Raw genomic sequence first — 22,532 nt, 5'->3', positions numbered from 1 at the left:
TATTATAATGGTGTGTTTCTCGTCAAATCACCCTGTTATGCACTGAAAACTTTTTCTGAAAGGGGAGTTTCCCATTAATCATAATTTACTTTTTTTACAAAAGAGGAGTTTTAAAAAGGTTTTACTATTTTAGAAGAGTAATATAATAATACAAAGAGCTGGGAGGAATTATATGGATCCTTTGATGGGCGCCATCATTTTATTGCTGGCCATTTATTTGATATCTAGAGTTGCTCACTTTTTTAATAATATATACAAACGGATAAATGACATGGATAGGAAGTTAGATGAAATAAAGGAATTCCTTACGAATAAAGAAGACTAGTCAACAAGTTTTAGAGATAGTGCTAAAAAACCACGATCCAGCCGGAACCTCCCCACACCAATTCCTCTTAAATGAATACTATATTACGTAGTACAAAACTAGATTCATGAAGGAGGAATTTAGACGATGGAAAACAACCAAAGTGTTGGGCTTGCTCCGCCGTGGGTAACATATTTCAATGAATTGAAGTATACCATTGGAGCGGATCCGGATGTAACGGTTGGCCCGTTGATCCCGGTGGGGGCAATTTATCTTGCACTGGTGACGGTGAATGATAATCAAAAAGCCGAAGCTCTTGCTACGCTTTTGAAGCCGACTGTCGAGTTCGGGAATATCACGCTCAATGTACTGGTCATCAATGCTGAACAGGAAATTGTTGAACCGCTGCCTTGCCCGCTTGAAGCTTTTGCGGTGGCGGCACTGGTAGAAACAGCGTTGTCCGGCAATCCATATTTCGAGGAGGTCGTTGTCCGGCCGAAGACACCTGGCGGGACTAATGCGGTATACCCTGTCTTCACGCCGGAAGTGATTCAATTCTTCAATGATGATATATCGAACCTGTGCCAGACATTTACCGGGGTAGCTGCGAAGGTATTTGAAGATGTAATGGTCGAAACCCTGTGCGGTGTGGAAATTTTGTATTCTACCAGCTGTGAGGAAGAAGAGGAATAATGTTTGCCGTCTTCCATTAAGCTGTGACTATGTTACATTTTTGATAGAAACGTAAAACAAGGGAAGCAGGTTAATTCAGGTATGAATCAGACCTGCTTTCCTTATTTTTATTCGGAATACCCCCATCAAAAGGGAGGCGTTATATAGGACAGGTTCTTGGAAAGGATTATGTGTTACAATAGAAAAAATTGGATAATTCATTAATAGAACAGAAAAGGTAAATATAGATAGAGTGATTTTCAGATGAGTAACCAGGGGAGGCATAGAGGTGAAATTTGACGACTGCACTTTTAAATTGATCGGCGTCCTTGCATTGGTTTGCATAGCTATAGGTACTGGGTTATCTGCACTTTGGTTAGCGGAGATTGCTGACTTATTAAATGTAATAGCTAACAAATAAGCTAATCTGTCATTATATGAAAATGTACAGGCATACTCCTGGTCTTCATTTGTAGAAATAAGTTAAGTAAGACCTGCCAACCATCCGGGCTGTTGATCGAAAGGGGCAGGAATTTTTCATTACATAAAGCATGGTGATAACTCAATGATAGGAATTAGTATAGCGACGAAATGGGAATATGAAGCAGCACTGAAGTACTTCAGCATACAGGACAACGAATGCTTTGGCTACCCTTACGGCGAATATTTTATGAGGACCATTAATGGTGCTGAGCTTATCTTTTATAGTACCGGTGTGAGAAAAGTAAACGGTGTTGGCGGTAATCAGTATATGATTTCAAAGTTCAATTTAACTAAAGTCATCGTGGCTGGAACCTGTGCTGGAATAGATGATAAGTTCAGTGTTTTGGATGTTTTTTTACCAGATAAAGCCGTCCAATACGATTGCACAGTAAAAGAAATTGAGCCCTTTATCAAACAGTCCTTCATAGTCGATTTCGATCTATCAAATTATGGGGATGATTTTCATACCGGAACAATCGGCACTGCGGATAAAGCAGTTGTTATGTGGAAGGACTACTTAGAACTGAAAGAAAACCAAATAGTAATAGCCGATACGGAAGCGGCTGCCGTAGCTTATATCTGTAAGAAGAATGATGTGGAATGCATCATCATTAAAGGAATATCTGATTTTCCATCAGAAGAAAGTAACTCTGCTGAGTTCAAGTCGAATGCTGAACAGATGAATATTTATATAGAAAACACCCCGAAGGTTATGAACAAAATATTTGATCAATACTTAACAAGATTTATTTAGGTAAATTATAAAAATGAATCTATTATTATGTAGAAAATCGTGTAAGAAGCACATACATAGACGTCATTAAGGGAGATTCACAGGGGAAGTGGGGGTTGCAAAGTGGACCTGTTCATTTTGGTTATAACTATAGGTATCATAACATCCGGATTTTTTGTACTCTTTTCCATGAAAAAAAGGATGGAAAGTAAGCTCGCTTCTATCAAGGCAAATTTGGGAAGCGATGAGAGTTCGGCAAAAGCTAAATCCATCATAAGGTGGATATGGGGGACAGCAGCCTGGGGAGTAGTCAGCATGCTTCTTGTTGTTAATTGTTTTCACCATTTCTTTGGTTAACTGTGGGTTGCTAATGAATATAAACAAACCGGGCAATAACTGAAGATTGAAAATTCATCCGGTTGCGGCCCTGGTTCTATTTATGAAGATTGTGGAGAGGGCTATTTACGAAAGACGTCCCTGGGGTTCAAATATACATAGCTTTCTTTTTGGCTGCCATTAATATCTTTCAGGCGTTCAGCAACTGGGAAGAGAAGGTGGCTTTAGCTTATTTCTTTTGAACCTGCGGAGTTAGTCTTTGTGTTATTTATACTGTTGTTCTATATAGAAAGACGAAAATGAAGCAAACTTTTTTACAAGACAAAAAGTAGTTATTGGCCGCGGCATGGTCATCCTTCTGTAAACCGAAACTGAACCAATTGGTTATTCGTCTAATTCTTGAAGGGGGGATAAAGATGGCAAAGTCTAAAAGCTTCTGGATTAACTTTGTCGGAGTTTTACTGATTCTATGGAGTTTCGGGTCGCTTATTTATTTCAACCAAACAGGATATTCATCACCTGGAATTTTGTATATAACCATAATAGGTCAAACACTATTGTGTCTTTTCTTAGTTTCATTAGCCGTTTTGAGTTATAAGAACAAAAGCCAAGGAGAATTTACAGCCTATATTATTATGGGTGTTTTTCTTTTAGCTACTGTACTTTATTTAACATTTTATTAGTAAGAGTGATGCTTAATCATGAGAGTATTACGCAATCATCCTCTCAAAAGCTGCAGGTGAACGGCAGCTGAAAAGGATTGTAACTACCAGTTTCCCTGCATCTTTGGTTGAAAGACAATAACTAAACAATGAAAGTGACCCCTTTTGTATCCTGACTCATTCAGTCCCCAATGGCACATCCGAAACTTATTCCAACAGCTTATCGTCTAACTAATAAGTAAGTGAAATTGAGTAGTTCCACCAATAATAAACCAAGTCTCTTAGTTAGGGGCATAGTCACGTATAGGAGTGGTGGTTAATTGAAAACATTCTCGTGGTTAAGCTGCTGGTCTTTGATACTCAGCATTTTCCCCTTGCCATTCTTCATTGCAATACTTTATAGATTCATAAGGATTGGGTTCTATTCCGGTTTGGCTCTTGTAGTGTTGTCCATCATTCTATCTTTGGTTTTCGCGGTTATGGCTATCACTAAAAAAACGGAAAAAAACATACTTGCTGGAGTGGCGATATATATTGCTCTATTCAGCGCGGGGACCTTGGTCTTTATCGCTATGATGGGACAAACGTTTAACCCGCCTAATACATGATCTGCCTGAACTTCAGCCGAAAATCATCTTGCTGTCATAGCCATTTTGATTCCGCTTGTCAGCGTGGCAGATTCAGAATTGGATTTCTCTATATGTTGTCCTTCATTGTAAACGACTTAATGAGGAGGATATTGAATGACAAAGAAATTATGGAAAAGCTACACTTTCTTATTCTTAAGCATCCTTGTGACACTGACATTTATCGGGATCTTCGTTGTTGGGTTTGGCGGAGGGAGTCAAACCTTATTATGGACTTTGCTTTCCCTGATTTATATAGCAGGAATTGCCTCTATCATAATGGGGATTTGGAGCTGTTTATCTAAATTGGCATTGCATCCATCAACGATTATTGGCTCGGTCATAACAGTGGTTAATATCTTACTTTTCTTCTTCTTTTTTTAAGTAGCACCTCAAGTGATCTCGTTAAGTCTGTTGCACCCCTAATTATCAGAGTTGTGTGAAACCAATTAGCAATTTTAATCGTAATATATGTAGGTCCTTTTCAGAATATCTTGGGCAGGGGGATTTATGATGATTGGTACAGTGTTTCTGCTGCTATACGTTTTCATGCCAATTCTTGTGATAATCATTTCTATCGCTGGTACGAAGACCAGCCGCAGCGCCTTTTCTGTTTCTCTGACTGTATTAGTATTACTGTTAATTTTACAAGTAACAAATATATTCCAAGCAGGGTATCTTCCGATCATTATTTATTCACTGATTTCACTTGCCGCTGGTTTGATGACAAGGACAGCAGACAGAAGACGTACCAGGACATCCTCATGAAGTGAAATTGTATTTAAAATCTCGAAAAGCGAAAATGAGGTGAACCATGTTGCAAGCAGTTATGGCGTTACCAGAGAAAGCCGCATTTTTTCTAGGCTTGGTTGTTATTTTATTGAGTGAGATATTATTATTTGTGATTACCCTTCTGTTGCCATTTCCTTCTTCGATAACGATTATTATCAAAGCAATTGTTTGGTTTATGGCTTTCTTAATGATTCTTAGTGCTGCTGATAAAAGACGATTACGCTTGAAAAAGAAAAAATAAATCCCTTTTAAGACGGCTTAGAGCACCAGTTATCTAAGTCTTTTTTTATGCCTTCAAGCTTTTAATCATTTTAAGTATTTACCCAGCTCTGGTAAAATAAGGGTCAGACGTGCATTCTGAAAATTTTGTTAACAATAGGAGAGTTGTTTTTTATTGCGGAGGATATTTAGTATTATCCTGCTGACAAGTGCCTTATCAGCAGGTTGTGGAGCAGTTGAAAAGCAAACAGGATTATCCGGTGTAGATGGTCTTAATGAGTATGTAACAGAAGATCGGCTGGAAAGAAGAATGGAGACTTTAAATAAAATTGACCCAGTTCAATCGAAAGAACAGTCCCGGAGTGTCGCTATTGAGCAATTAGTGGAGGAATACATATTGAAATATGAAGCTGAAAGCAGAGACTTGTCTGTGTCCGAAGAGGAAATCGAGGATGCTATTGACTTCAATATTGAAATGGCCAGCCAAAGTCAGGACGATCATTTCAGTAAGATGCTTGAAGACTTGGACCTGACGATCGAGGAGTATTACCGGGATTATGCTTACGAGTCCATTGAGGGCAAATTATTGGAAAATAAATTATATGATCAAATTGTCCAGGCAGATCTTTCTCCTGAAAAACAAAGGAAAATGTGGAATGGCTTTAAAGATGAAATCACCAGTGAGTTTAGCGAGCAGCATGAAAAGGAAATCAACGAGCTTACAGATCGATTAACGGAATGAAAGCGGGAGTGGAAACAATGAAAAAGACAGCGGTTCTTTTATATCCACAATTCAGTGAGTATGAATTAAGTGTTGCCTTGTCTGTTTTGATGCAGGGAGGAAAAACAGTGGTGACAGTGGGAGTGGATTCAAATCCGATCAAGGGAGAGTCCGGATTGAACTGCATGCCGGATGCAACGATGGATGAACTGGATCCTGATGTAATCGACAGTCTTTTAATGACAGGCTGCATGGATATTTTTGCTCTTGAAAATGAACAAGCGTATATCGATTTTATTGATAAAGTAAAGAATCACGCTGATATCATCGGCAGCATTTCAAGCTCCCCTTATCTTCTGGCGAAAGCAGGCTTGCTGAAAGGGAAGAAATATACGATTGGAATGACCAAAGATGGGAGAAAGTCGGCTGGTTGCTTTGAGGAGGAGAATTTTTCTGATGACCTTGTCGTAAGTGATGGAAACATCATCACGGCAAGGGGCTGTGGATTCATTAGATTTGGGGCTTGCTTTGGAGAAGCGTTGGGCTTGGACTTTGACGTGGACTGGTATAGGGAGTAGCGGATTGGCTGTCAATCCGGACAGGAGGAGAACATATGATAACTGAATTCCATGGCAGGTCCAGGGACTATGCAATTGGCCGGCCTTCTTATCCAAGAGAAATTCTACAGCTACTTAAGGAAAAAGGAATAAATGAACGTTGTACCATTGCAGATATAGGTGCTGGCACTGGCCTTCTGACCAAAATCCTGGCAGAGACGGGAAGTCAGGTACTTGCAATCGAGCCTAATGGTGAAATGCTTAAAGAGGGAAGGGATTATTGCTTCTATGACAATAATATAGAGTTCGTGCATGCCGCGGCAGAAGAGACGGGTCTGAAGGATAACAGTGTGGATCTCATTACCATTGCGCAGGCTTTTCATTGGTTTGATAAGAAAAAGTGTAAAGTGGAATTCCAAAGGATCCTTAAAGAAGATGGCTGCGTCATGATAGTGTTCAATGAAATGAGGATGGACGGCAGGCTGCCTGAGGAATATACTGGTTTGCTGCATCGGTTCAAAGTAAAGGAGAATGCCGGAATTTCTGATTTAGATCCTGATGAAGAAAAAATGAAGTTCTTTGGTAAAGCTTACACTAAAAGTTTATATGATTACGAGCATACATTGACCGAAGAAGCATTTGTAGGAGGAGCACTGTCGCTCTCTTACACGCCATCAAAAACTGATGAGAGGTATGGAGAATTCATTGAAGCCCTCCGTCAATTGTATAAGAAGCACGAGCAAGAGGGAATGATCACCCTTCGTTATAAGACGGAGGTCTGTCTTTGCGGATTTTCAAAAGAGAATTTCTCCATATGAGCAGATTTTTAATGAAATCGCATTGTATTTTTCCTACAGAGTCTCCAGAACAGACCACCATGTTTTATAAGGAAAAAATGGGTTTTGAAATTGTCTCCTATATGGACGCAGCGGAACCTCATATTTGTTTATATAGAGATCATACAGAAATTATCCTGACCCGTACAAATGGACAGACGGCCATTCCCAACCGTCATCTATATGGGTACGGATACGATGGTTATTTCATAACGGAGAATCAGGATCAGCTACAGGAAGAGTTCATCCAAGCCGGGGTGACAATTATACGGAAGTTGAAAAGAACGGATTATAATAACAGAGAATTTGTTGCAGAAGATATTGATGGCAGATGGATCGCTTTTGGAATCAAGTCCAAATCAGGGTGAGGAGGAGTTCAAATCAAAGAGCCTGTCAAAATCATGTTAGTAGGGATAGCCCTTATCCTTGTGAGCATATTCATTCAAAACCTCTCCATCCCGGGTCAAAGTCCACCAACAAATTATGTCCAGGTTGTCTTTGCCGCAGGCTGTATAACAACTTTAATCGGATTTTTTTATAAGAAACCTTGAAGGAGGGGTTTCATTAAAACCATAGCGCCGATTATTCTGCTGTTTGCCATTCTTTCGGGCAGTATGGGCGTCGAAAGAGATGAGACACAAGTAATCCGAGGAGAGTCATCTTCGTGGAAAGGGACTATCCAAGTTGTCTTTACAGCCGATCAGGAAAAGTACTACGTAGGAGGCAATTTGAGGTACAAAGGTGAGACAGCACCAAAAGAGGTGAATTATTCAATGTCTCATCCTCATGGAAACAGTTCCGGCTTCTCTAAGGATAAGGCTGTTTTCGCATATATTGATGCTTTCGGAAAAATCCCAGGTGCCGGATTTTTCCCCTGTATACAAAGGTTTTACTCTCGAAAAGGGACGAGCAGCTCTTTTCTTGCCTTCTCACCGGGGGTTTTTACGACGATATACCAGGATATTATTTGAAATTTATATTGAATAGCAACAAAGTTTACGAAAAGAGCCAAGGATAAAGACAAAAACATCAGCATACCAAAAGGCGGAGGGAGCCTTAATTCGAATGTTAATAATATCAAAGAGTTCGCAGAGAATATCACATTGGAAGTTGAGTGGAAAGCTGAAAGCGGACAGACTTTGTCGGAGAAAATACCTTTGGAGTAGAGCGAACCCTCTGGTAAAGTGCTTATGAAAGGAGACTTCCAATTGAATATGGAACAACATGGACTGCCACTCGTCATAGTCGTTGCCGCCGTATCAGGCGGAGGGAAAACGACCATTACCAATCATTTACAAGAAACTTTGCCAGAGTGTAAAGCGCTGTTCTTTGATGATTATGACTTTGACGGTCCAGATGACATGATGCAATGGATTGAAAACGGGTGCAAACCGGAAGAGTGGAACTTGTCCCCCTTAGTTGTGGAGATGAAAAAATTACTCTCTGAACCTCTCGATTACATAATTGTAGATTTTCCTTTCGCCTATTTACATCGTGAAACCCGCAATCTTATAGACTTTGCAGTGTTCATTGATACACCCCTGGATCTCGCCATGGCCCGCAGGATGATGAGGGACCATGGCAGCAGTTCATCGGCTGACATACGGATGGATATGGAGAGCTATATTAAGAGAGGAAGGCAGGGGTACCTTGCCATGCTTGATACTGTGAAACTGAATTCGGATTTTATTGTGGACGGTACCCAATCAATACCCGGCATTGCAAGTGCTATCATTGAAAAAATCAAATCAGCAAAAGAAGGAAGGATATCTGAATAGAGGAGCTGTGCTGCATTTACCCTTTCTTCCAGAATTCCTATACGTTTTCTTTCATGAAGGAGAATCAAGGTCCTGTTGAGCCGATTCGTATGCATTCTGCATGGTCAGGCAAAATCCCATCATGACTTTAAAAGCGGATCCAGAGCTTCTTCACTAAATAAAAGAAACAATTAATTCAGGATACTAACGGATTTGAAACTAATACATGCCGCATATCGTCCATTCAAGTATGGGGGTGAGAGAACTGAAGAAAAAACTAAGCCCTATTTCATTTTCGCTCTTTATAATGGCTGCTGCCTCATACTTTGCTGTACTGATGGGCCATGATAGGCTCCTGATGCCAGCAGTAATCCTTTCGGGCATTGGTTTGGTGGCTGCTCTCTTTGCAGGGAAGGGCCGATTCAAACAGGTATCCATCTTGGGAAATGCATTGATAATATTCATCTCTGTTGTTGTCCCTTTTGTAGTCACCACTTTTTTGTGGACTACTCCTTAATACACTGCGAACGGCGGGTGCTGATAAACAATGCTCTTATTATTTATTATGATTCTGGCTATTTTGATTGCAGGGACAGATGCCTTGGTCTTTAAACTCTCTGGCCGCAGTTTGAAACGACGGGTAATTTCCGGGATTGTTCTATTACTGCTTACTCCCGTGATTTTCTTTTTGACAGCCATTTCAATCAGTCCCTTTGACGAAGCGGGATTTGGTGCGGGAATGATTGCTGTTGGTTATGCGATTGTCTACTTTATTAATGCAGTAATTGTCCTTATCTGGGGTCTGCTTACCAATAAGCTTTATTAATGTTTCTATACTCTGGGTTACAGTTAAAAAGTGAAGTTGAGGGCAACGAATTAAGGTTAACGTTAGTGGGTGAGATGCCAATTGAATGGTAGTTTGTTGTTTGGAGGGCTCGGTTAGAGGGGAAATTTGCCTCTCCAGTCCGTTTTTTGAGCTGAAGGGGTACGATTAGAGGAGAAACATACCCTTCCAGTCCGTCTCGCCATCTGGAGGGTAACGTTTAGAGGAGAAACATACCCCTCCCGTCCGTCTCGCCATCCGGAGAGTAACGATTAGAGGAGAAACATACCTCTCCACAGCGATTCGCCATCTGGAGGGTAAAGTTTAGAGGAGAAACATATCTCTCCACGACGATTCGCCGTCGGAAGGGTAACAATTAGAGGGTAAACATACCTTTCTACTACGATTCGCCGTCTGAGGGGTAACGTTAAGAGGAGAAACATACCTCTCCATAGCGATTCGCCATCTGGAGGGTAACGTTTAGAGGAGAAACATACCCCTCCACGCCGATTCGCCGTCTGGAAGGAGACGATTAGAGGAGAAACATACCCCTCCAGTCCGTCTCGCCATCCGGAGAGGAACGATTAGAGGAGAAACGTGCCTCCCCACGACGATTCACGATCTGAAAGGGTACGATTAGAGGGGAAACATACCTCCCCACGCGGATTCACCATCTGAAGGGTAACAATTAGAGGGTAAACATACCTTTCCACGCCGATTCGCCGTCTGAGGGGTAACGTTTAGAGGAGAAACATACCTCTCCATAGCGATTCGCCATCGGAAGGGTAACAATTAGAGGAGAAACATACCTCTCCACGCCGATTCGCGATCTGAGAGGGTACGATTAGAGGGTAAACATACCCCTCCAGTCCGTCTCGCCATCCGGAGAGTAACGATTAGAGGGGAAACGTGCCTCCCCACGACGATTCGCGATCTGAAAGGGTACGATTAGAGGAGAAACATACCTCTCCATAGCGATTCGCCATCTGAAGGGTAACGTTTAGAGGAGAAACATACCTCTCCCGTCCGTCTCGCCATCTGGAGGGTAACGATTAGAGGAGAAACATACCTCTCCATAGCGATTCGCCATCTGGAGGGTAACAATTAGAGGAGATACGTGCCTTTCCACGCCGATTCACCATCGGAAGGGTAACAATTAGAGGGAATACGTGCCTTTCCAGGGCAATTCGCCATCTGGAGAGTAACGATTAGAGGAGAAACATACCTCCCCACGCCGATTCACCATCGGAAGGGTAACAATTAGAGGAGAAACATACCCCTCCCGTCCGTCTCGCCATCCGGAGAGTAACGATTAGAGGGGAAACGTACCTCTCCACGCCGATTCGCCATCTGGAGGGTAACGATTAGAGGAGAAACATACCTCTCCATAGCGATTCGCCATCTGGAGGGTAACGATTAGAGGAGAAACATACCTCTCCATAGCGATTCGCCATCTGGAGGGTAACGATTAGAGGAGAAACATACCCCTCCACGACGATTCACCGTCTGAGAGGAGACGATTAGAGGAGAAACATACCCTTCCCGTCCGTCTCGCCATCTGGAGGGTAACGTTTAGAGGAGAAACATACCCCTCCAGTCCGTCTCGCCATCTGGAGAGTAACGATTAAAGGAGAAACATACCTCTTCATAGCGATTCGCCATCTGGAGAGTAACGATTAGAGGAGAAACATACCTCTCCATAGCGATTCGCCATCTGGAGGGTAACGTTTAGAGGAGAAACATACCCCTCCCGTCCGTCTCGCCATCCGGAGGGTAACGATTAGAGGGGAAACGTGCCTCCCCACGACGATTCGCGATCTGAAAGGGTACGATTAGAGGAGAAACATACCTCTCCACGACGATTCGCGATTGGAAGGGTAACGATAAAAAGAGAAACATATCCCTCCAGCCCGAACCGTATGTTGAAGCGGCAAGATTAAAGAAAGAACATACCTCTAAATACAGATTTACCTTAGTGAAAGGGCACGAAAGTACTAAAAATAATCATCAACATAATGAGGTGGAGCCGTGAAAAAAGGATGGATTGAAATTGCTGGCGGTATGCTCTTGCATTGATTATCTTCCTACACAGGAGTATGATGGCTGATAATTCGTTCGCCATGACTGTGAGTGGCGAGGTATACCAAGCCATAAACGAGCTTGATGTTCCTTATCATTATGGCTAGCGGTGCTGCTATTTATGTTGGTTTATATTTTTTGAAAAGTATTTCGTGAAGCATTGATTATTTTGGAAAGCGTTGGTGAAATCTGTGATTTTAAAAGACGAGCTGCACATACGGCTCATGAACTGGGATGATATAGACCTGATGGTTAAATGGCTGAATGACAGCAATGTTCTGGAGTTTTATGAAGAGCCGCCTTCAACGAAGCAAAGGGTCATAAAAAAATACGGCCCCCGAATCGACGGGCATCATTACGTAGTGCCGTGTATAGTCGAATACAGCCGGCAGCCGATTGGGTATATTCAATACTATAAGGTTCCTCAATCCGAACTGAAGAGATACGGACTGGACGAAGACCATTATTTCGGAATTGACCAGTTCATCGGTGATACCCGGCTGTGGGGGAAGGGGATAGGCACGAGGATGATCCAAATGATGCTGCAATATCTTCTGGAAAGAGGGGCCTCTAAGGTTGTATTAGAAGTAAAGAAAGTCAATGAACGAGCTATTTCCAGTTACAAGAAATGCCGTTTTGAAAAAGTCAGCGACCTCGACTATGAATCTGATCTGATGGTGTGGGCCGCTCCTGTCAATTCCTTAATAAAAGATTGAATGTTCTACACGATCGGAAAATCCCAGTTTTTTCGCCAGGTGGACAGACGTATCGTTCGCCACATCACAATCCCATCGAGGCATAATGCCATTCATCAGGCAATCCTTTAGGAATGCTTTGGCTGTATGGGATGCCAATCCTTTTCCTCTATAATCCTTGTGGGTGGCGATATCAATTTCAGCAAAACGATCAGAAGAGAAGATGGATGTGCACTCACAAACTATTTTTTCCTTGTGCAAAATGGCATAACCAACGCCATTTTCGATAAAATTAAAGACCGAACCCCAGTACTCCTGATAGTACCCTTCATTGAATTCGCTGCTATTTTTAACGAGGTCTTCATCAATTTTTTTCATATAATACTGGTTTGGCAGATTCTTTTCGGCTATCACATCCTTGTCTTTGAAAATAAAAGAACACCGCCTCATCTGCTTTAAACTTATAGACTGCTGCTCCTTGATCACGAGATCCCAGGATGATGAGGAAGAAAATAAAGTGAATCGTCCATCATTATGTTTTCTTTGCCGGCCAAATTCAAAAATAAAATGATTGAATGGATGATTACGAGTATTTCCTGCAACAAAATAAATACCGGCATCTGTTCCGATAAGGAATGACTGGCCTGAGCCAGAATCCACAAACACCTGCCCTTTGATTGTCCGACTAAGTACAGAATGCACAAAAGCTGGCATCCTCTTTTTCCGGCCATCAAGTCTATTCAATACTTCTTCAAAACTGGCTGCTGCTACTTTTAACATGATAAATAATCCTTTCGCTTGAAGATATTTACAGGAGGAGATCGTATGTTGAAAAAACTTTTCAAAAAGGTATTTGCTAAATGGGAAATGGTCTATTCAACACAGGATGTCGGCGAGTATTCAACAGTCAAAGGAAAACTTGAAAACCAAGGGATCCCTTATAAAACCAAATCCATCAGCTCAGGAGGAGGACAGGGTGGAGGCTACGGCTTTGCTTCGACATATCAGCTCTTTGTACCTAAAGAGTCGGTTCGCAGGGCAAGCGAAGCCATCCATCACTCGAGATAAAACTGGCAGTGCAGATCGATCAAAATTTCCTTGCTTCCACTTAATATCGGGCCGTCCCGGGCAAAATGCCCAAGCCGACAAAGGCTCTCCGCATATATATAGTATAGATACCTAGAGAAATGGAGGTAAGTATATATGTATTATAGAAGCCCTTATCAACCGCAGGACCAGCGGGTCTTTGGATTCGGCTGGCCGTTCCTGGGAGGCTTGGCAGGAGGATTGTTGGGATCTGCCTTACTTTACCCGAGGCCGTTTTATGGGTACCCGCCACCACCGCCGCCACCGCCGCCCGTGTATCCATGCTGTGGACCCGGCTGGGGATACCCATACAGATAGAGCGGGGGAAAAGGAATGGGACGCATTGGGCTTCCAGTGCGTTTTTTCCCCGGATTCAAAAGGACTTGCTCCCAGCCGGTGACCGCCGCTGTCAACCATACAATGAGCACGGCTTCCCTTCGCGGTTTCCAGCCTGACATTTACCTGATAAACTCTGGGATCACGAAATGAATATGGTAACTATTTTACCATGACATGGGAGCAGCGATTAAATGATTTTGAAAATACAGGCAATTTGATTCGCAGAAGTTGACTTCCTGTTTGCTTGCCATTAACATGTTAGCTACCAAGTCTTTTTACAGGGGTGTTGGAATCTTGGAACAGTCTCCTAATGATCTTATCGAACAGTTTACAGCATGGCTTAAGCAGGAAGGAAAGTCAGCTAACACGGTAATAACTTATGAAAGAGAACTGAAGAAATACCAGGACTGGCTTCAAATGAACGAAAAGAACCTGAATGAATTTTCCCGCGGGGAAGTGCAGAACTACATTCACTTTCTCGAGGCACAGGGTCGGAGCCCTGTTACAACCGATAAAATTCTCGGTGTGATCAGGACGTATTCTAAATTCTTGAAGAAACCGGAACTAACCACTGAAATCGACATCAGGACAGCAGAAAAGAATCAGGAAATTGACTGCCTGAATGCCCTTCAATGCGGGGATTTATTAAAAGAGGTTAAAGATGATGGAAACAGCCGGAATACAGCGATAGTTTATACTCTTCTCCATACGGGTATCCGTGTCTCGGAATTATGCGGACTGGACAAATCACATGTGGACCTGGGTGCCAAACGTATATCGGTCAAGGCACCGACTGGCGATCAGCGGGTGATTCCCTTGTCTGAAGAAGCAGCACATTTTTTGCAAAAATACATAGAAGAATGGGCGGTTAACGACGCACTTTTTGTTTCGAAGTCACAAGAACGGTTAACTGAACGATCGATACAATATATATTGAAAAAATTTGATGTCAATCCACATAAGCTCCGCCATACATTCTGCCAGCAGCTTGTCGACAAGGGGATCAGCATCGAAGTGGTCTCTAAGCTTGCCGGCCATAAGGATATCAATGTCACCAAAAAGTATGCCAAATCACGGATGGAGCAGATGGCCCTCGAAGACGCAATCCAAAGGACGTTTGTGAAAGGCAGGATATAAGAACGAAAGAACGAGCATGAAATCATCGTGATTTTGTGCTTTTTTTATGGCTGTTTTCGTAAACTTTGTTGCTGTTTGATATAAATTACAATTTATATCCTGGTAAATAACCGTAAAACCGGCAATTGGCATTTTTCCGAAGTAACACCATATGCGAAAACAGGATTCTTTTTTGAAGGGAAAGGTGAAACTTTTTTCAATATCACCCGTCTTTAGAGGCAGAAATTAATCATTTTGGTAAAGCGAGGTGGCAAGTTTGGATGAAGAACTGAAAAAGCAGCAGATCCAGGAATGGTATCAGGTATATAGTGACGAAATTTACCGATTCATACTCATTCTGTTAGGTGACCATGAACAGGCAAAAGATTTAACTCACGATACATTCCTCAAAGCCTATCAATATTTGGACCATTTTAAAGGAGAAACAAGTGACAAGAATTGGCTGTATCGAATAGCGAGGAATATCACCATTGATTATTTGCGTAAGAGGAAGCCTCTACGCTACCTGTCGGATTCCTTCAAGGCTTTCCCGGCAAATCATGATACACCTGAAAAAATCACGCAGTTGGGTGAAGCGGAAAGGCAGTTGTACCTTTCATTGAGCAGACTGAAAAGATCTTACCGGGAAGTCATTATATTAAGGAAAATCAAGGAGTTGTCCATTCGGGAAACAGCTGAAGTACTGGCATGGAGCGAAGGTAAAGTGAAAACAACCTTGCTTAGAGGGATGAAGGCATTGAAAATTCAAATGCAAAAGGAGGGATATGACCATGAAACGACATGAGGATGAAACTGAATTTGACAAAACGCTTAAATCACTGGATTCCATCCAACTGGATAAAACGGATAAAGAGGAAGTGTTTTCAAGCCTTAAGACTAGTATGGAAAAGCAGAAAGGCAAAAATAAGGTTTTTCATTGGTCAAACCACCTTTTAACAGCCGCATTCGCTGCCATTTTCCTGATTGGCGGAGGCTATCTATTTATGAATAATATTGCTTGGGAACAAACCGCTCCCCAGAGTGAAAACATAAAAACCATTGAAACGGTTCTGAAGAAAATCTTTTCCGGACCCGATGAAGAGTTGAAAGCGATTCTGGACAATAAAGAAACCTATATCAAGAATGACAACGTCCAGGAGTTTCAAAGTGAACTAATGTCTTATTATCTGAAGGAATATGGACTTTACTTCGAAGAAAACAGGGTTGAGGATTATGTGATGACCAATAAACTGACCTTCACCGAATTGGCTTATGCCAAGGGATATCAGTTGGAGGCCGCTGATATAGAAATAACCAAGGATGAAGAAAGTGAAGATGCATACGTATTCACTGTCCATGTCGATTTAATGAGTGGCGGAACGGAATCCAGTGAAACGAAGGTAACAGGGAGAATCAATATTTATGAAGAAGGCAAAATCAATACCATCAGATTTGCCCGTGATGGAGGTACGGAGGAATTGATTAAAGCCATTCAGACAGCAGAATAACCTGTTGCTGTTTATTGGCAAGCTGGAGGTCAGGGAATTGGATCTTCAGCTTTTTGTATGTAAGGAGTCTGATAATGAACTTCCAGTCAAGTCGTATGAATGGACTATCGGAGACCTTGCCAGCAAACTGATTCTTTGGTAAATCACTCGAAAAATAATAAATTGCAATAAATATTTATTGATTATCAATAAATATTATATTAAAATCAATGTAACATTCGTTTAAGTGAGGTGCTTTGCATGAAGCGGGAAACACTATTTTTGAAAGCTGCACTGGTTTTACTCGGGCTGCCCATACTTGCTGCCTGTGTTCTGGGTCTGCCTATGGTGGCCATGGAAGCAGCTGAACACGATTATGAGGCATTGACGTGGCTGTATGCCATCTTTGTTGTAATGTATATATCGGCAATTCCTTATTTTGCTGCTTTGTATCAATCATACAGGCTCTTGACTTACATCGACAAAAACAATGCTTTTTCTGACTTGTCTGTGAGCGCTTTGAAAAAGATCAAGCTGTATGCCGCAATGATCAGTATCCTTTATGCAGCGGGTCTGCCATTCTTCTATATGATGGCGGAAATTGACGATGCGCCGGGCGTTATCCTGATAGGGATGGTCATTATCTTTGCCTCCGTAGTCATCGGAGTCTTTGCAGCTGTTCTTCAGAAACTTTTGAGAAACGCAATTGATATAAAATCGGAAAATGACTTAACGATCTGAGGTGAATGCAGTGCCAATAATTATCAATCTTGATGTGATGCTGGCAAAGCGAAAGATGAGTGTAACGGAACTATCTGAGCGGGTGGGGATCACAATGGCCAACTTGTCCATCTTGAAGACCGGTAAAGCCAAAGCAGTCCGCTTCTCCACTCTTGAAGCGATTTGCAAAGCGCTGGATTGCCAGCCGGGAGATATTTTAGAATATAGAATCGAAGAAGGAAATGACTAAAACAAGGGACAGGAGCACTGTCCTTTTTGTTTTGGGTTGATTTTGTGGAATGTATTGTAAGTAAGTTGAATGTTTGAAATAATTGGAACAAAACCAATTAGGGGTTGAACGCTGAAAATGGATTTAGAATTTGTAGTAATCGGGGAAGGGGATACCACACTTATTATTGAGACAGGTATAGGCAACTCTTTTTACAGCTGGCTGGATATTGCAGAAGAGTTGAAGAGTGATTTCACTATCGTCCTTTATCATAGAGCCGGCTATGGAAAGAGCAAGGTTTCAAATGAACCGCGCCATGTGAGAGCAATAGCGGAGGAGCTGGATCTGCTTGTCCGGCAATTGGATATCCAGAAGCCATTTGTTCTCGCTGGACATTCATTTGGCGGCCTCTGTGTGCAGCAATACACACGAATGTTTCCTGAAAAAGTGAAGGGGCTGGTCTTGATTGATTCCACCTCACCGGATTATTACCGGATATATGATCTCGACTTACCTGTCATGTGGTCCTATATAAGTGAAGAAAAAATGATCCAAAGCAATATCCAGTCCTCCAAGAAGAGCAGTATTGAGTTAGAAACAGAAATGGAAGCTGCGATTCATGATGCAGAAAAAACCTTACCCAAACATGCATTCAATGACTATAAAACTTTCATCACAAGTCCGGATTTATTTCACACGATTGCAAGGGAATTTCAGAACTGGCCAAGAGACAGTGAGATAATAAACGCTTCCGGGGATTTTCCTGCTATCCCACTGACAGTCATCGCCCGTGACCAGGCTGTCTCTGCACAGCCTTTTATTGACCATGGCATTCCTCAGACTGAGGCACATCTTCATGAGAAGGTATGGCGTGAGCTGCAAGAGGAATTGGCAATGCTAAATAAGACTGCTGGACTTGTGATTGCTGAGGGAAGCGATCATGAAATCCACAAGGACCGGCCGGATATCATTATAGAAATCCTTCTTAAGTATATCTAAATACTAGTTTTGGTCAAAGGAACTTATTTCTATATTTTACGTCTAATTCATAAAAGGCGGAGATGATATGAAAAAATCTGGTTGTTTTGCTTTCAATGTCGCTTTCTCTATTATCCTTTTGAGCATGACTACTTCTGTTCATGCAACAAGCTGGGTTGAAATCGATCCACAAGAATTGGTTGACAGGGCAGACGTCATTCTTGTTGGCGAATATGATTTTACAAGTGAACCATCAGCAGGGGAATTTGTATTTCAAGGACTCGCCTTTCATGTGAAAACTGTTTACAGAGGAACTGCTTCCGAGGAAGAAACCGCTGGGATCGACTACAATGATGTCGGGTGGGCAAAAGAGTTCCAGGAAGAGGGTGGAGAGTTCCTCTTATTCCTTGAGAGAAGTAAAGAAGCAGATTTTCTGATTCCAATCAGGGGAGCCAACGGGATGGTTTTGATGCTGGATGGAGAAGTGAAAGATCCTGATAGAGAAAGAAAACAAACCTTTGAAAGCTTTCTCCAATCTCATCCCGGGAAAACATTGGGTGTTGATACGGTAAAGCATCAGTGGGATGAAGAAGAAAGGCAAACTGCCATTCCTTATGGTGTTATCACAGCTGCTGCGGGGATAGTCCTTTGCTTTTTATTCTTTCTTTATAAGATTAAAACAGGAGGAAAGCAAAATGGACCTCATTAGAAGAATGGATGATAACGATATTTGCCTGGTTTCTCAATTCATTTCAAAGGTTAATAGGGTTGAAGAATCACACATAGGCTATTTAGGAAAAGGGGAAGAAGAAATTGCAGATTCTTTCAGGGAAGAATTTGCGGATTCCGATCTATCGGACTGTTTTATCGTGGCTTTAACTGACCAGGAACTGATTGGAGTTGCCGGCTTTGATATAGATAGTGAAAACCAATCAGCAGAGGTATGGGGGCCATTCGTAAAAAGCACAAACAGGGAAGCGCTGAACAAGATATGGGGTGAGGCAGTTAAGCTGCTTCCTGCCTATGTCACTTTCATCTATATGTTTCCTAATCGAAAAAACATCGAAGTAATAGGGTTTGCAGAAATTCTGGGGTTTGTGCCCGAAAGCGGGCAAACCATCCTGACCTTTGACAGGGAGGCTGCCAGCAGGCTTGGTGATGGCGGGATTCAGGAACTTTCGGATGACCTTGTGCAGGAAATGATCGATTTACACGACAGGACCTTCCCCGATACACACTACAGCGGCAGAAAAATCATCAAACGAAGGAATCAATATAGAAAAGTTTTCATGGTTAAAGAAGGCAGTCATTTATCGGGCTATATTTATGTTGAAGCCGAGCCGGAATTCGGGGAAGCTGCCATTGAATTTGTTGCAGTGGATGAACAGGATAGAGGGAAGGGAGTCGGTATGAGCTTGATTACCGGGGCGCTATTATGGCTGTTTACGTTCGATGAGATGAGGACGATTTCATTATGCGTGAATACAGAAAATAAGAAAGCGCTCCATTTATATCGTAAGACAGGCTTTAAGCATGAGCATGATTTGGTCTTCCTTCGTTACACTAAGAACCAATGATTGAGTCAACCTTCAATGGACAAACAGCGAAACTTTCACTCCATCCATTCGTAAGGAATAGAGAAGGTTGGAAAGGTAAAGGATCGTGAACTGTAATAGATTTGGGGGATGTTTGATATGAAACCAGACGGAGACGGGAAAAAGTTATGAGGTTTTACGGCTTGAGACAAATGGTATGTATTCTGGCGTTATTTCTTTTGGCCTATACAGGGAACTATTATTTTACAAATGTTAGCAGCACGATTGAACAAACAGCCATAAAACAATTGGTTATATTTATAGGGATTTCAGTTTTGTTTTGTATTTTTAACCGGATGATCTACCATTTTGCCAAGAAAGAAAAGGGGTTTATGGTACACAGGATATGGTACAAGATGTACATTATCATTCTATTGATCTTGATGATTTCCTTTGTGTTGTTTATTATCCTATTCTTTGGTACTTCATTACAAGCTCTTATCAACGCACATACATGGATCATGTTTTTGGTTGTTTATTATTTCTTATTTTGGATCAATCTTTTTGTCCTGTCCCTGATTCATATCCTGACCGAACCCACCATTAAAACAGAAAGAAAGTTATTTTTCACGTGGATAGGTTCTTCTCTTCTCGCAGGCTCTGTTTTGTTTTTATTTCCTGCTTTTTAAATCAATTGAAAGGATGGAGTTGAATGACACAAGAAGCACGAACAAAGATATCGCCTGGAATCATTGCTTTTTACATTGTGATGGTTGCTCTTTTGTTAATCGCTGCAAAATCATTATTTGATGAACATCCCGGCAATGATATCTCAGGTTGGCTTGTATTGATACTCATTTGGACATTAAAAGGAGCGAAGGATTTCTTTGAGTATCGAAAGAAGGGCGACATGAAAACAGCAATCTTCAATCTGCTGATTGCTACTGCCGGTATTGGGCTGATCCTTTGGCAAGCCATTTCTTTCTTAAGCTGAGGGTGATTCCGTATATATATTTTTTCCTTCTCGACCGGGGTTCGAGAGGGAGAGTATAGCAGCATATTTTACGAAAAAACCATTAGATAGGAACATTTCAATCTTTGGAACTCAAAAGTAATACGTGGGAAATAACAGCCAGGATAGGCAGCTCGAGCAGCGGACCGATTACTAGAGTCAGAGCGATGAGCGGCTGATCGGGAAAGGCCGTCATGGCAATGGCCAGGGCAATAGGTGAATTCCTGGCAAGGGTGGTCAAGCTCAAGCTCGTTCTGTCTGGTTTTGGGAACTTCATAAGCTTGCCTATTGATTGTCCGATAAAGAAATTCACTATAAAAAACAAAAGGATTGGCAGCGTGATTTGCCATAGGAGATGCACGTTTTCAAACAGCATCTGTCCCTTTGAGGCAAACATGGCGACGATGGCCAGGCTCAGAAACAGGATCGGGAATACCGCGAGTTTTGAGACAAGGTTTTCTCTGAGTTCCTGCTTGCTTCTTAATATGAATTTCGTTAAGGCAGATAAGATAAGCGGGACGATCAACACGAGCAATATACTATTCAGAAGGAAGTCATACTCGATAACACCTGCTGTATCTCCAAAAATCAGAAGGTAGACAGGCAGCAGCAGGACTTGCAAAATTAAATTCATTGGCAGTATTGCTGTTGAAAGAGCGATATTCCCTTTCGCAATACCGGTGAAGATCAAGTACCAATCCGTACACGGAGTGACCATCAGCATGATGAACCCTATATAGAGTGATGGCTTGTCACCAAGGAATATCAGCGCTAAAACCCAAGCCAGGACCGGCGTCCAGGCAAAATTGATGATAACTGATGCAAAGGTGAATTTTCTATTCTTGAAGGCTTTCTTTATTTCCTCAAGCGGTATCTGCAAAAAGGTTATGTAAAGCATGGCCACCAGCAGCGGGGCTACGAAACGATCTGCATGTGCACTGATAACGCCGGACTGTCCTATGACCAGCCCAGTGACGACAGCTAAGAAAATGATAAGCGTATAAAGTTTTTCGAACAAATTCATAAAGCCACAACCTGCATGTAAGATTTGTTTGGGTAAGTTTAGCATACACTTTTTCAGGAGGTGTTTCTAATGAAGAAATGGCCATTTGTATTACCACTGATGATTATAGCCGTCTTTGTATTTTTTATAAGCGGGTATAGGTTTACGGCGTTCAGTGCTGCGAAAAGCAATTCTTTTCTTTCTAAAGATGCAGAGTTAGTGGAACGCTATGATGCAGACTCATCTGTGATATTTTTATTTAAAAGTGACCAGGAAGAGATGTACCAAACGATACATACTGAAAAGTCGGGACTATTATTTCTCAGCAGCTTCTCAACCTACATACCGTTTAGTAAAGACAAAGTTCAAACTGTTGGCGGGATGAGTGTTTCCACAGAAAAGGATGCAGCAACCCTATTGAGTGTAATCTCTTATGACGAAGAAATAGCCTATATTGAAGCGGGTGTTGAACCGGATATTATTAGAAAAGAAGTAAATAAAGGAGAAAGAGTTTCTTTCTTATTTCCATTCAGTGAACAAGTAGATTTCCTTTACCCGGCAGCCTATGACAAAGAAGGAAAAAAGCTTTATTATTATGGATACCCAAAAGGTACAAATGAATTTAAGAGCGAGGATTTCAAGTGGCACAGAATTGATGAACAGACATAGTTGGTCTTTAGGTCAAAGGCAGGCGCCTCTGACCTTTTTAAAGTAGTTACAGGATGGCACCTT

At 41.8% G+C, this 22,532-nt stretch carries 31 protein-coding genes; 29 read left to right on the top strand and 2 right to left on the bottom strand.

Translation table 11 applies throughout. The features are described 5' to 3' along the window. Positions 1-172 precede the first annotated feature (172 nt). From D3H55_RS24350 to D3H55_RS14180, 16 genes are all read left to right on the top strand, one after another. Positions 173-325 carry a hypothetical protein gene (locus D3H55_RS24350; protein WP_168413101.1) on the top strand — a complete coding sequence of 51 codons (153 nt, stop codon included), beginning with the start codon at positions 173-175 and terminating at the stop codon, positions 323-325. Between the two features lie 126 nt (positions 326-451). After that, the gene (locus D3H55_RS14260) at positions 452-997 is read left to right on the top strand and encodes a hypothetical protein (RefSeq protein ID WP_119547763.1); all 546 of its coding nucleotides are present in this window, start codon (positions 452-454) and stop codon (positions 995-997) included. 544 nt (positions 998-1,541) lie between these two features. Beyond that, positions 1,542-2,213: a 5'-methylthioadenosine/S-adenosylhomocysteine nucleosidase family protein gene (locus tag D3H55_RS14255; protein ID WP_119547761.1), complete on the top strand. Its 672-nt coding sequence runs from the start codon at positions 1,542-1,544 to the stop codon at positions 2,211-2,213. Positions 2,214-2,944: 731 nt separating this feature from the next. Then, positions 2,945-3,211, top strand: a complete 267-nt coding sequence (locus D3H55_RS14245) for a hypothetical protein (RefSeq protein WP_119547757.1) — start codon at positions 2,945-2,947, stop codon at positions 3,209-3,211. Between the two features lie 299 nt (positions 3,212-3,510). Then, on the top strand, positions 3,511-3,798 hold the full coding sequence (locus tag D3H55_RS14240; protein WP_119547755.1) for a hypothetical protein: 288 nt from the start codon (positions 3,511-3,513) through the stop codon (positions 3,796-3,798). A 135-nt stretch (positions 3,799-3,933) separates the two neighbouring features. Then, positions 3,934-4,200: a hypothetical protein gene (locus D3H55_RS14235; protein WP_119547753.1), complete on the top strand. Its 267-nt coding sequence runs from the start codon at positions 3,934-3,936 to the stop codon at positions 4,198-4,200. 129 nt (positions 4,201-4,329) lie between these two features. Continuing rightward, positions 4,330-4,584, top strand: a complete 255-nt coding sequence (locus tag D3H55_RS14230; RefSeq protein ID WP_168413100.1) for a DUF2651 family protein — start codon at positions 4,330-4,332, stop codon at positions 4,582-4,584. Positions 4,585-4,630: 46 nt separating this feature from the next. Beyond that, positions 4,631-4,849, top strand: a complete 219-nt coding sequence (locus D3H55_RS14225) for a hypothetical protein (RefSeq protein ID WP_119547749.1) — start codon at positions 4,631-4,633, stop codon at positions 4,847-4,849. Between the two features lie 153 nt (positions 4,850-5,002). After that, the gene (locus D3H55_RS14220) at positions 5,003-5,569 is read left to right on the top strand and encodes a SurA N-terminal domain-containing protein (protein WP_119547747.1); all 567 of its coding nucleotides are present in this window, start codon (positions 5,003-5,005) and stop codon (positions 5,567-5,569) included. Positions 5,570-5,586: 17 nt separating this feature from the next. Then, positions 5,587-6,126 (top strand): DJ-1/PfpI family protein, encoded by a 540-nt coding sequence (locus tag D3H55_RS14215; protein ID WP_119547841.1) that lies wholly within the window; start codon positions 5,587-5,589, stop codon positions 6,124-6,126. 35 nt (positions 6,127-6,161) lie between these two features. Next, a complete protein-coding gene (locus tag D3H55_RS14210) occupies positions 6,162-6,923 on the top strand; it encodes a class I SAM-dependent methyltransferase (protein ID WP_119547745.1) in 762 nt (253 codons plus the stop codon). After that, positions 6,920-7,309 carry a VOC family protein gene (locus tag D3H55_RS14205; protein WP_119547743.1) on the top strand — a complete coding sequence of 130 codons (390 nt, stop codon included), beginning with the start codon at positions 6,920-6,922 and terminating at the stop codon, positions 7,307-7,309. The genes D3H55_RS14210 and D3H55_RS14205 overlap by 4 nt, the downstream gene beginning before the upstream one ends. Before the next feature lie 846 nt (positions 7,310-8,155). Continuing rightward, positions 8,156-8,719, top strand: coding sequence for a nucleoside/nucleotide kinase family protein (locus tag D3H55_RS14195; protein WP_119547839.1), 564 nt, complete (start codon positions 8,156-8,158; stop codon positions 8,717-8,719). Between the two features lie 286 nt (positions 8,720-9,005). Then, positions 9,006-9,215 carry a hypothetical protein gene (locus D3H55_RS24345; RefSeq protein ID WP_168413099.1) on the top strand — a complete coding sequence of 70 codons (210 nt, stop codon included), beginning with the start codon at positions 9,006-9,008 and terminating at the stop codon, positions 9,213-9,215. Between the two features lie 48 nt (positions 9,216-9,263). Beyond that, positions 9,264-9,524 carry a hypothetical protein gene (locus D3H55_RS14185; protein WP_168413098.1) on the top strand — a complete coding sequence of 87 codons (261 nt, stop codon included), beginning with the start codon at positions 9,264-9,266 and terminating at the stop codon, positions 9,522-9,524. Between the two features lie 2,258 nt (positions 9,525-11,782). Then, positions 11,783-12,316, top strand: a complete 534-nt coding sequence (locus tag D3H55_RS14180) for a GNAT family N-acetyltransferase (RefSeq protein ID WP_240628586.1) — start codon at positions 11,783-11,785, stop codon at positions 12,314-12,316. On the opposite strand, the gene D3H55_RS14175 is transcribed toward D3H55_RS14180, so the two are convergent. Beyond that, positions 12,302-13,075, bottom strand: coding sequence for a GNAT family N-acetyltransferase (locus D3H55_RS14175; protein ID WP_240628585.1), 774 nt, complete (start codon positions 13,073-13,075; stop codon positions 12,302-12,304). The genes D3H55_RS14180 and D3H55_RS14175 overlap by 15 nt on opposite strands. A 45-nt stretch (positions 13,076-13,120) precedes the next feature. Between D3H55_RS14175 and D3H55_RS14170 the strand changes: the two genes are divergently transcribed. The 12 genes from D3H55_RS14170 (at position 13,121) to D3H55_RS14115 (ending at position 20,779) form a co-directional block, all read left to right on the top strand. Further along, the gene (locus D3H55_RS14170) at positions 13,121-13,363 is read left to right on the top strand and encodes a hypothetical protein (RefSeq protein ID WP_119547735.1); all 243 of its coding nucleotides are present in this window, start codon (positions 13,121-13,123) and stop codon (positions 13,361-13,363) included. A 135-nt stretch (positions 13,364-13,498) separates the two neighbouring features. Next, positions 13,499-13,699: a hypothetical protein gene (locus D3H55_RS24965; RefSeq protein ID WP_119547733.1), complete on the top strand. Its 201-nt coding sequence runs from the start codon at positions 13,499-13,501 to the stop codon at positions 13,697-13,699. A 276-nt stretch (positions 13,700-13,975) separates the two neighbouring features. Next, positions 13,976-14,857, top strand: coding sequence for a tyrosine-type recombinase/integrase (locus tag D3H55_RS14160; protein WP_168413097.1), 882 nt, complete (start codon positions 13,976-13,978; stop codon positions 14,855-14,857). A 247-nt stretch (positions 14,858-15,104) separates the two neighbouring features. Then, the gene (locus D3H55_RS14155) at positions 15,105-15,641 is read left to right on the top strand and encodes an RNA polymerase sigma factor (protein ID WP_240628584.1); all 537 of its coding nucleotides are present in this window, start codon (positions 15,105-15,107) and stop codon (positions 15,639-15,641) included. Beyond that, positions 15,628-16,344, top strand: coding sequence for a hypothetical protein (locus D3H55_RS14150; protein WP_119547729.1), 717 nt, complete (start codon positions 15,628-15,630; stop codon positions 16,342-16,344). Before D3H55_RS14155 ends, D3H55_RS14150 begins: the two co-directional genes overlap by 14 nt. Positions 16,345-16,584: 240 nt before the next feature. Continuing rightward, the gene (locus D3H55_RS14145) at positions 16,585-17,064 is read left to right on the top strand and encodes a DUF2975 domain-containing protein (RefSeq protein WP_119547727.1); all 480 of its coding nucleotides are present in this window, start codon (positions 16,585-16,587) and stop codon (positions 17,062-17,064) included. Positions 17,065-17,074: 10 nt separating this feature from the next. Further along, complete coding sequence (locus D3H55_RS14140) at positions 17,075-17,293, top strand: helix-turn-helix domain-containing protein (protein ID WP_119547725.1); 219 nt, start codon at positions 17,075-17,077, stop codon at positions 17,291-17,293. A gap of 117 nt (positions 17,294-17,410) precedes the next feature. Beyond that, on the top strand, positions 17,411-18,271 hold the full coding sequence (locus D3H55_RS14135; protein WP_119547723.1) for an alpha/beta hydrolase: 861 nt from the start codon (positions 17,411-17,413) through the stop codon (positions 18,269-18,271). Between the two features lie 67 nt (positions 18,272-18,338). Then, entirely contained in the window at positions 18,339-18,959 is a 621-nt protein-coding gene (locus D3H55_RS14130) for a hypothetical protein (RefSeq protein WP_119547721.1), read from the top strand. After that, positions 18,946-19,827, top strand: coding sequence for a GNAT family N-acetyltransferase (locus tag D3H55_RS14125; protein ID WP_119547719.1), 882 nt, complete (start codon positions 18,946-18,948; stop codon positions 19,825-19,827). Before D3H55_RS14130 ends, D3H55_RS14125 begins: the two co-directional genes overlap by 14 nt. A gap of 161 nt (positions 19,828-19,988) precedes the next feature. Then, entirely contained in the window at positions 19,989-20,474 is a 486-nt protein-coding gene (locus D3H55_RS14120) for a hypothetical protein (RefSeq protein ID WP_119547717.1), read from the top strand. 23 nt (positions 20,475-20,497) lie between these two features. Next, positions 20,498-20,779, top strand: coding sequence for a hypothetical protein (locus tag D3H55_RS14115; protein ID WP_119547715.1), 282 nt, complete (start codon positions 20,498-20,500; stop codon positions 20,777-20,779). A gap of 97 nt (positions 20,780-20,876) precedes the next feature. On the opposite strand, the gene D3H55_RS14110 is transcribed toward D3H55_RS14115, so the two are convergent. Next, positions 20,877-21,821, bottom strand: coding sequence for an arsenic resistance protein (locus D3H55_RS14110; RefSeq protein WP_119547713.1), 945 nt, complete (start codon positions 21,819-21,821; stop codon positions 20,877-20,879). A 69-nt stretch (positions 21,822-21,890) separates the two neighbouring features. On the opposite strand from D3H55_RS14110, the gene D3H55_RS14105 reads away from it, so the two are divergent. Next, positions 21,891-22,469: a hypothetical protein gene (locus D3H55_RS14105; RefSeq protein WP_119547711.1), complete on the top strand. Its 579-nt coding sequence runs from the start codon at positions 21,891-21,893 to the stop codon at positions 22,467-22,469. The last annotated feature ends 63 nt before the right edge of the window (positions 22,470-22,532 follow it).

Origin of the sequence: Bacillus salacetis (genome assembly GCF_003581585.1) — a bacterium.
Classification (GTDB): domain Bacteria; phylum Bacillota; class Bacilli; order Bacillales; family Bacillaceae_B; genus Rossellomorea; species Rossellomorea salacetis.
Note: the sequence above shows the minus strand (reverse complement) of the source record. Positions and strands in the feature narration are given on the sequence as shown.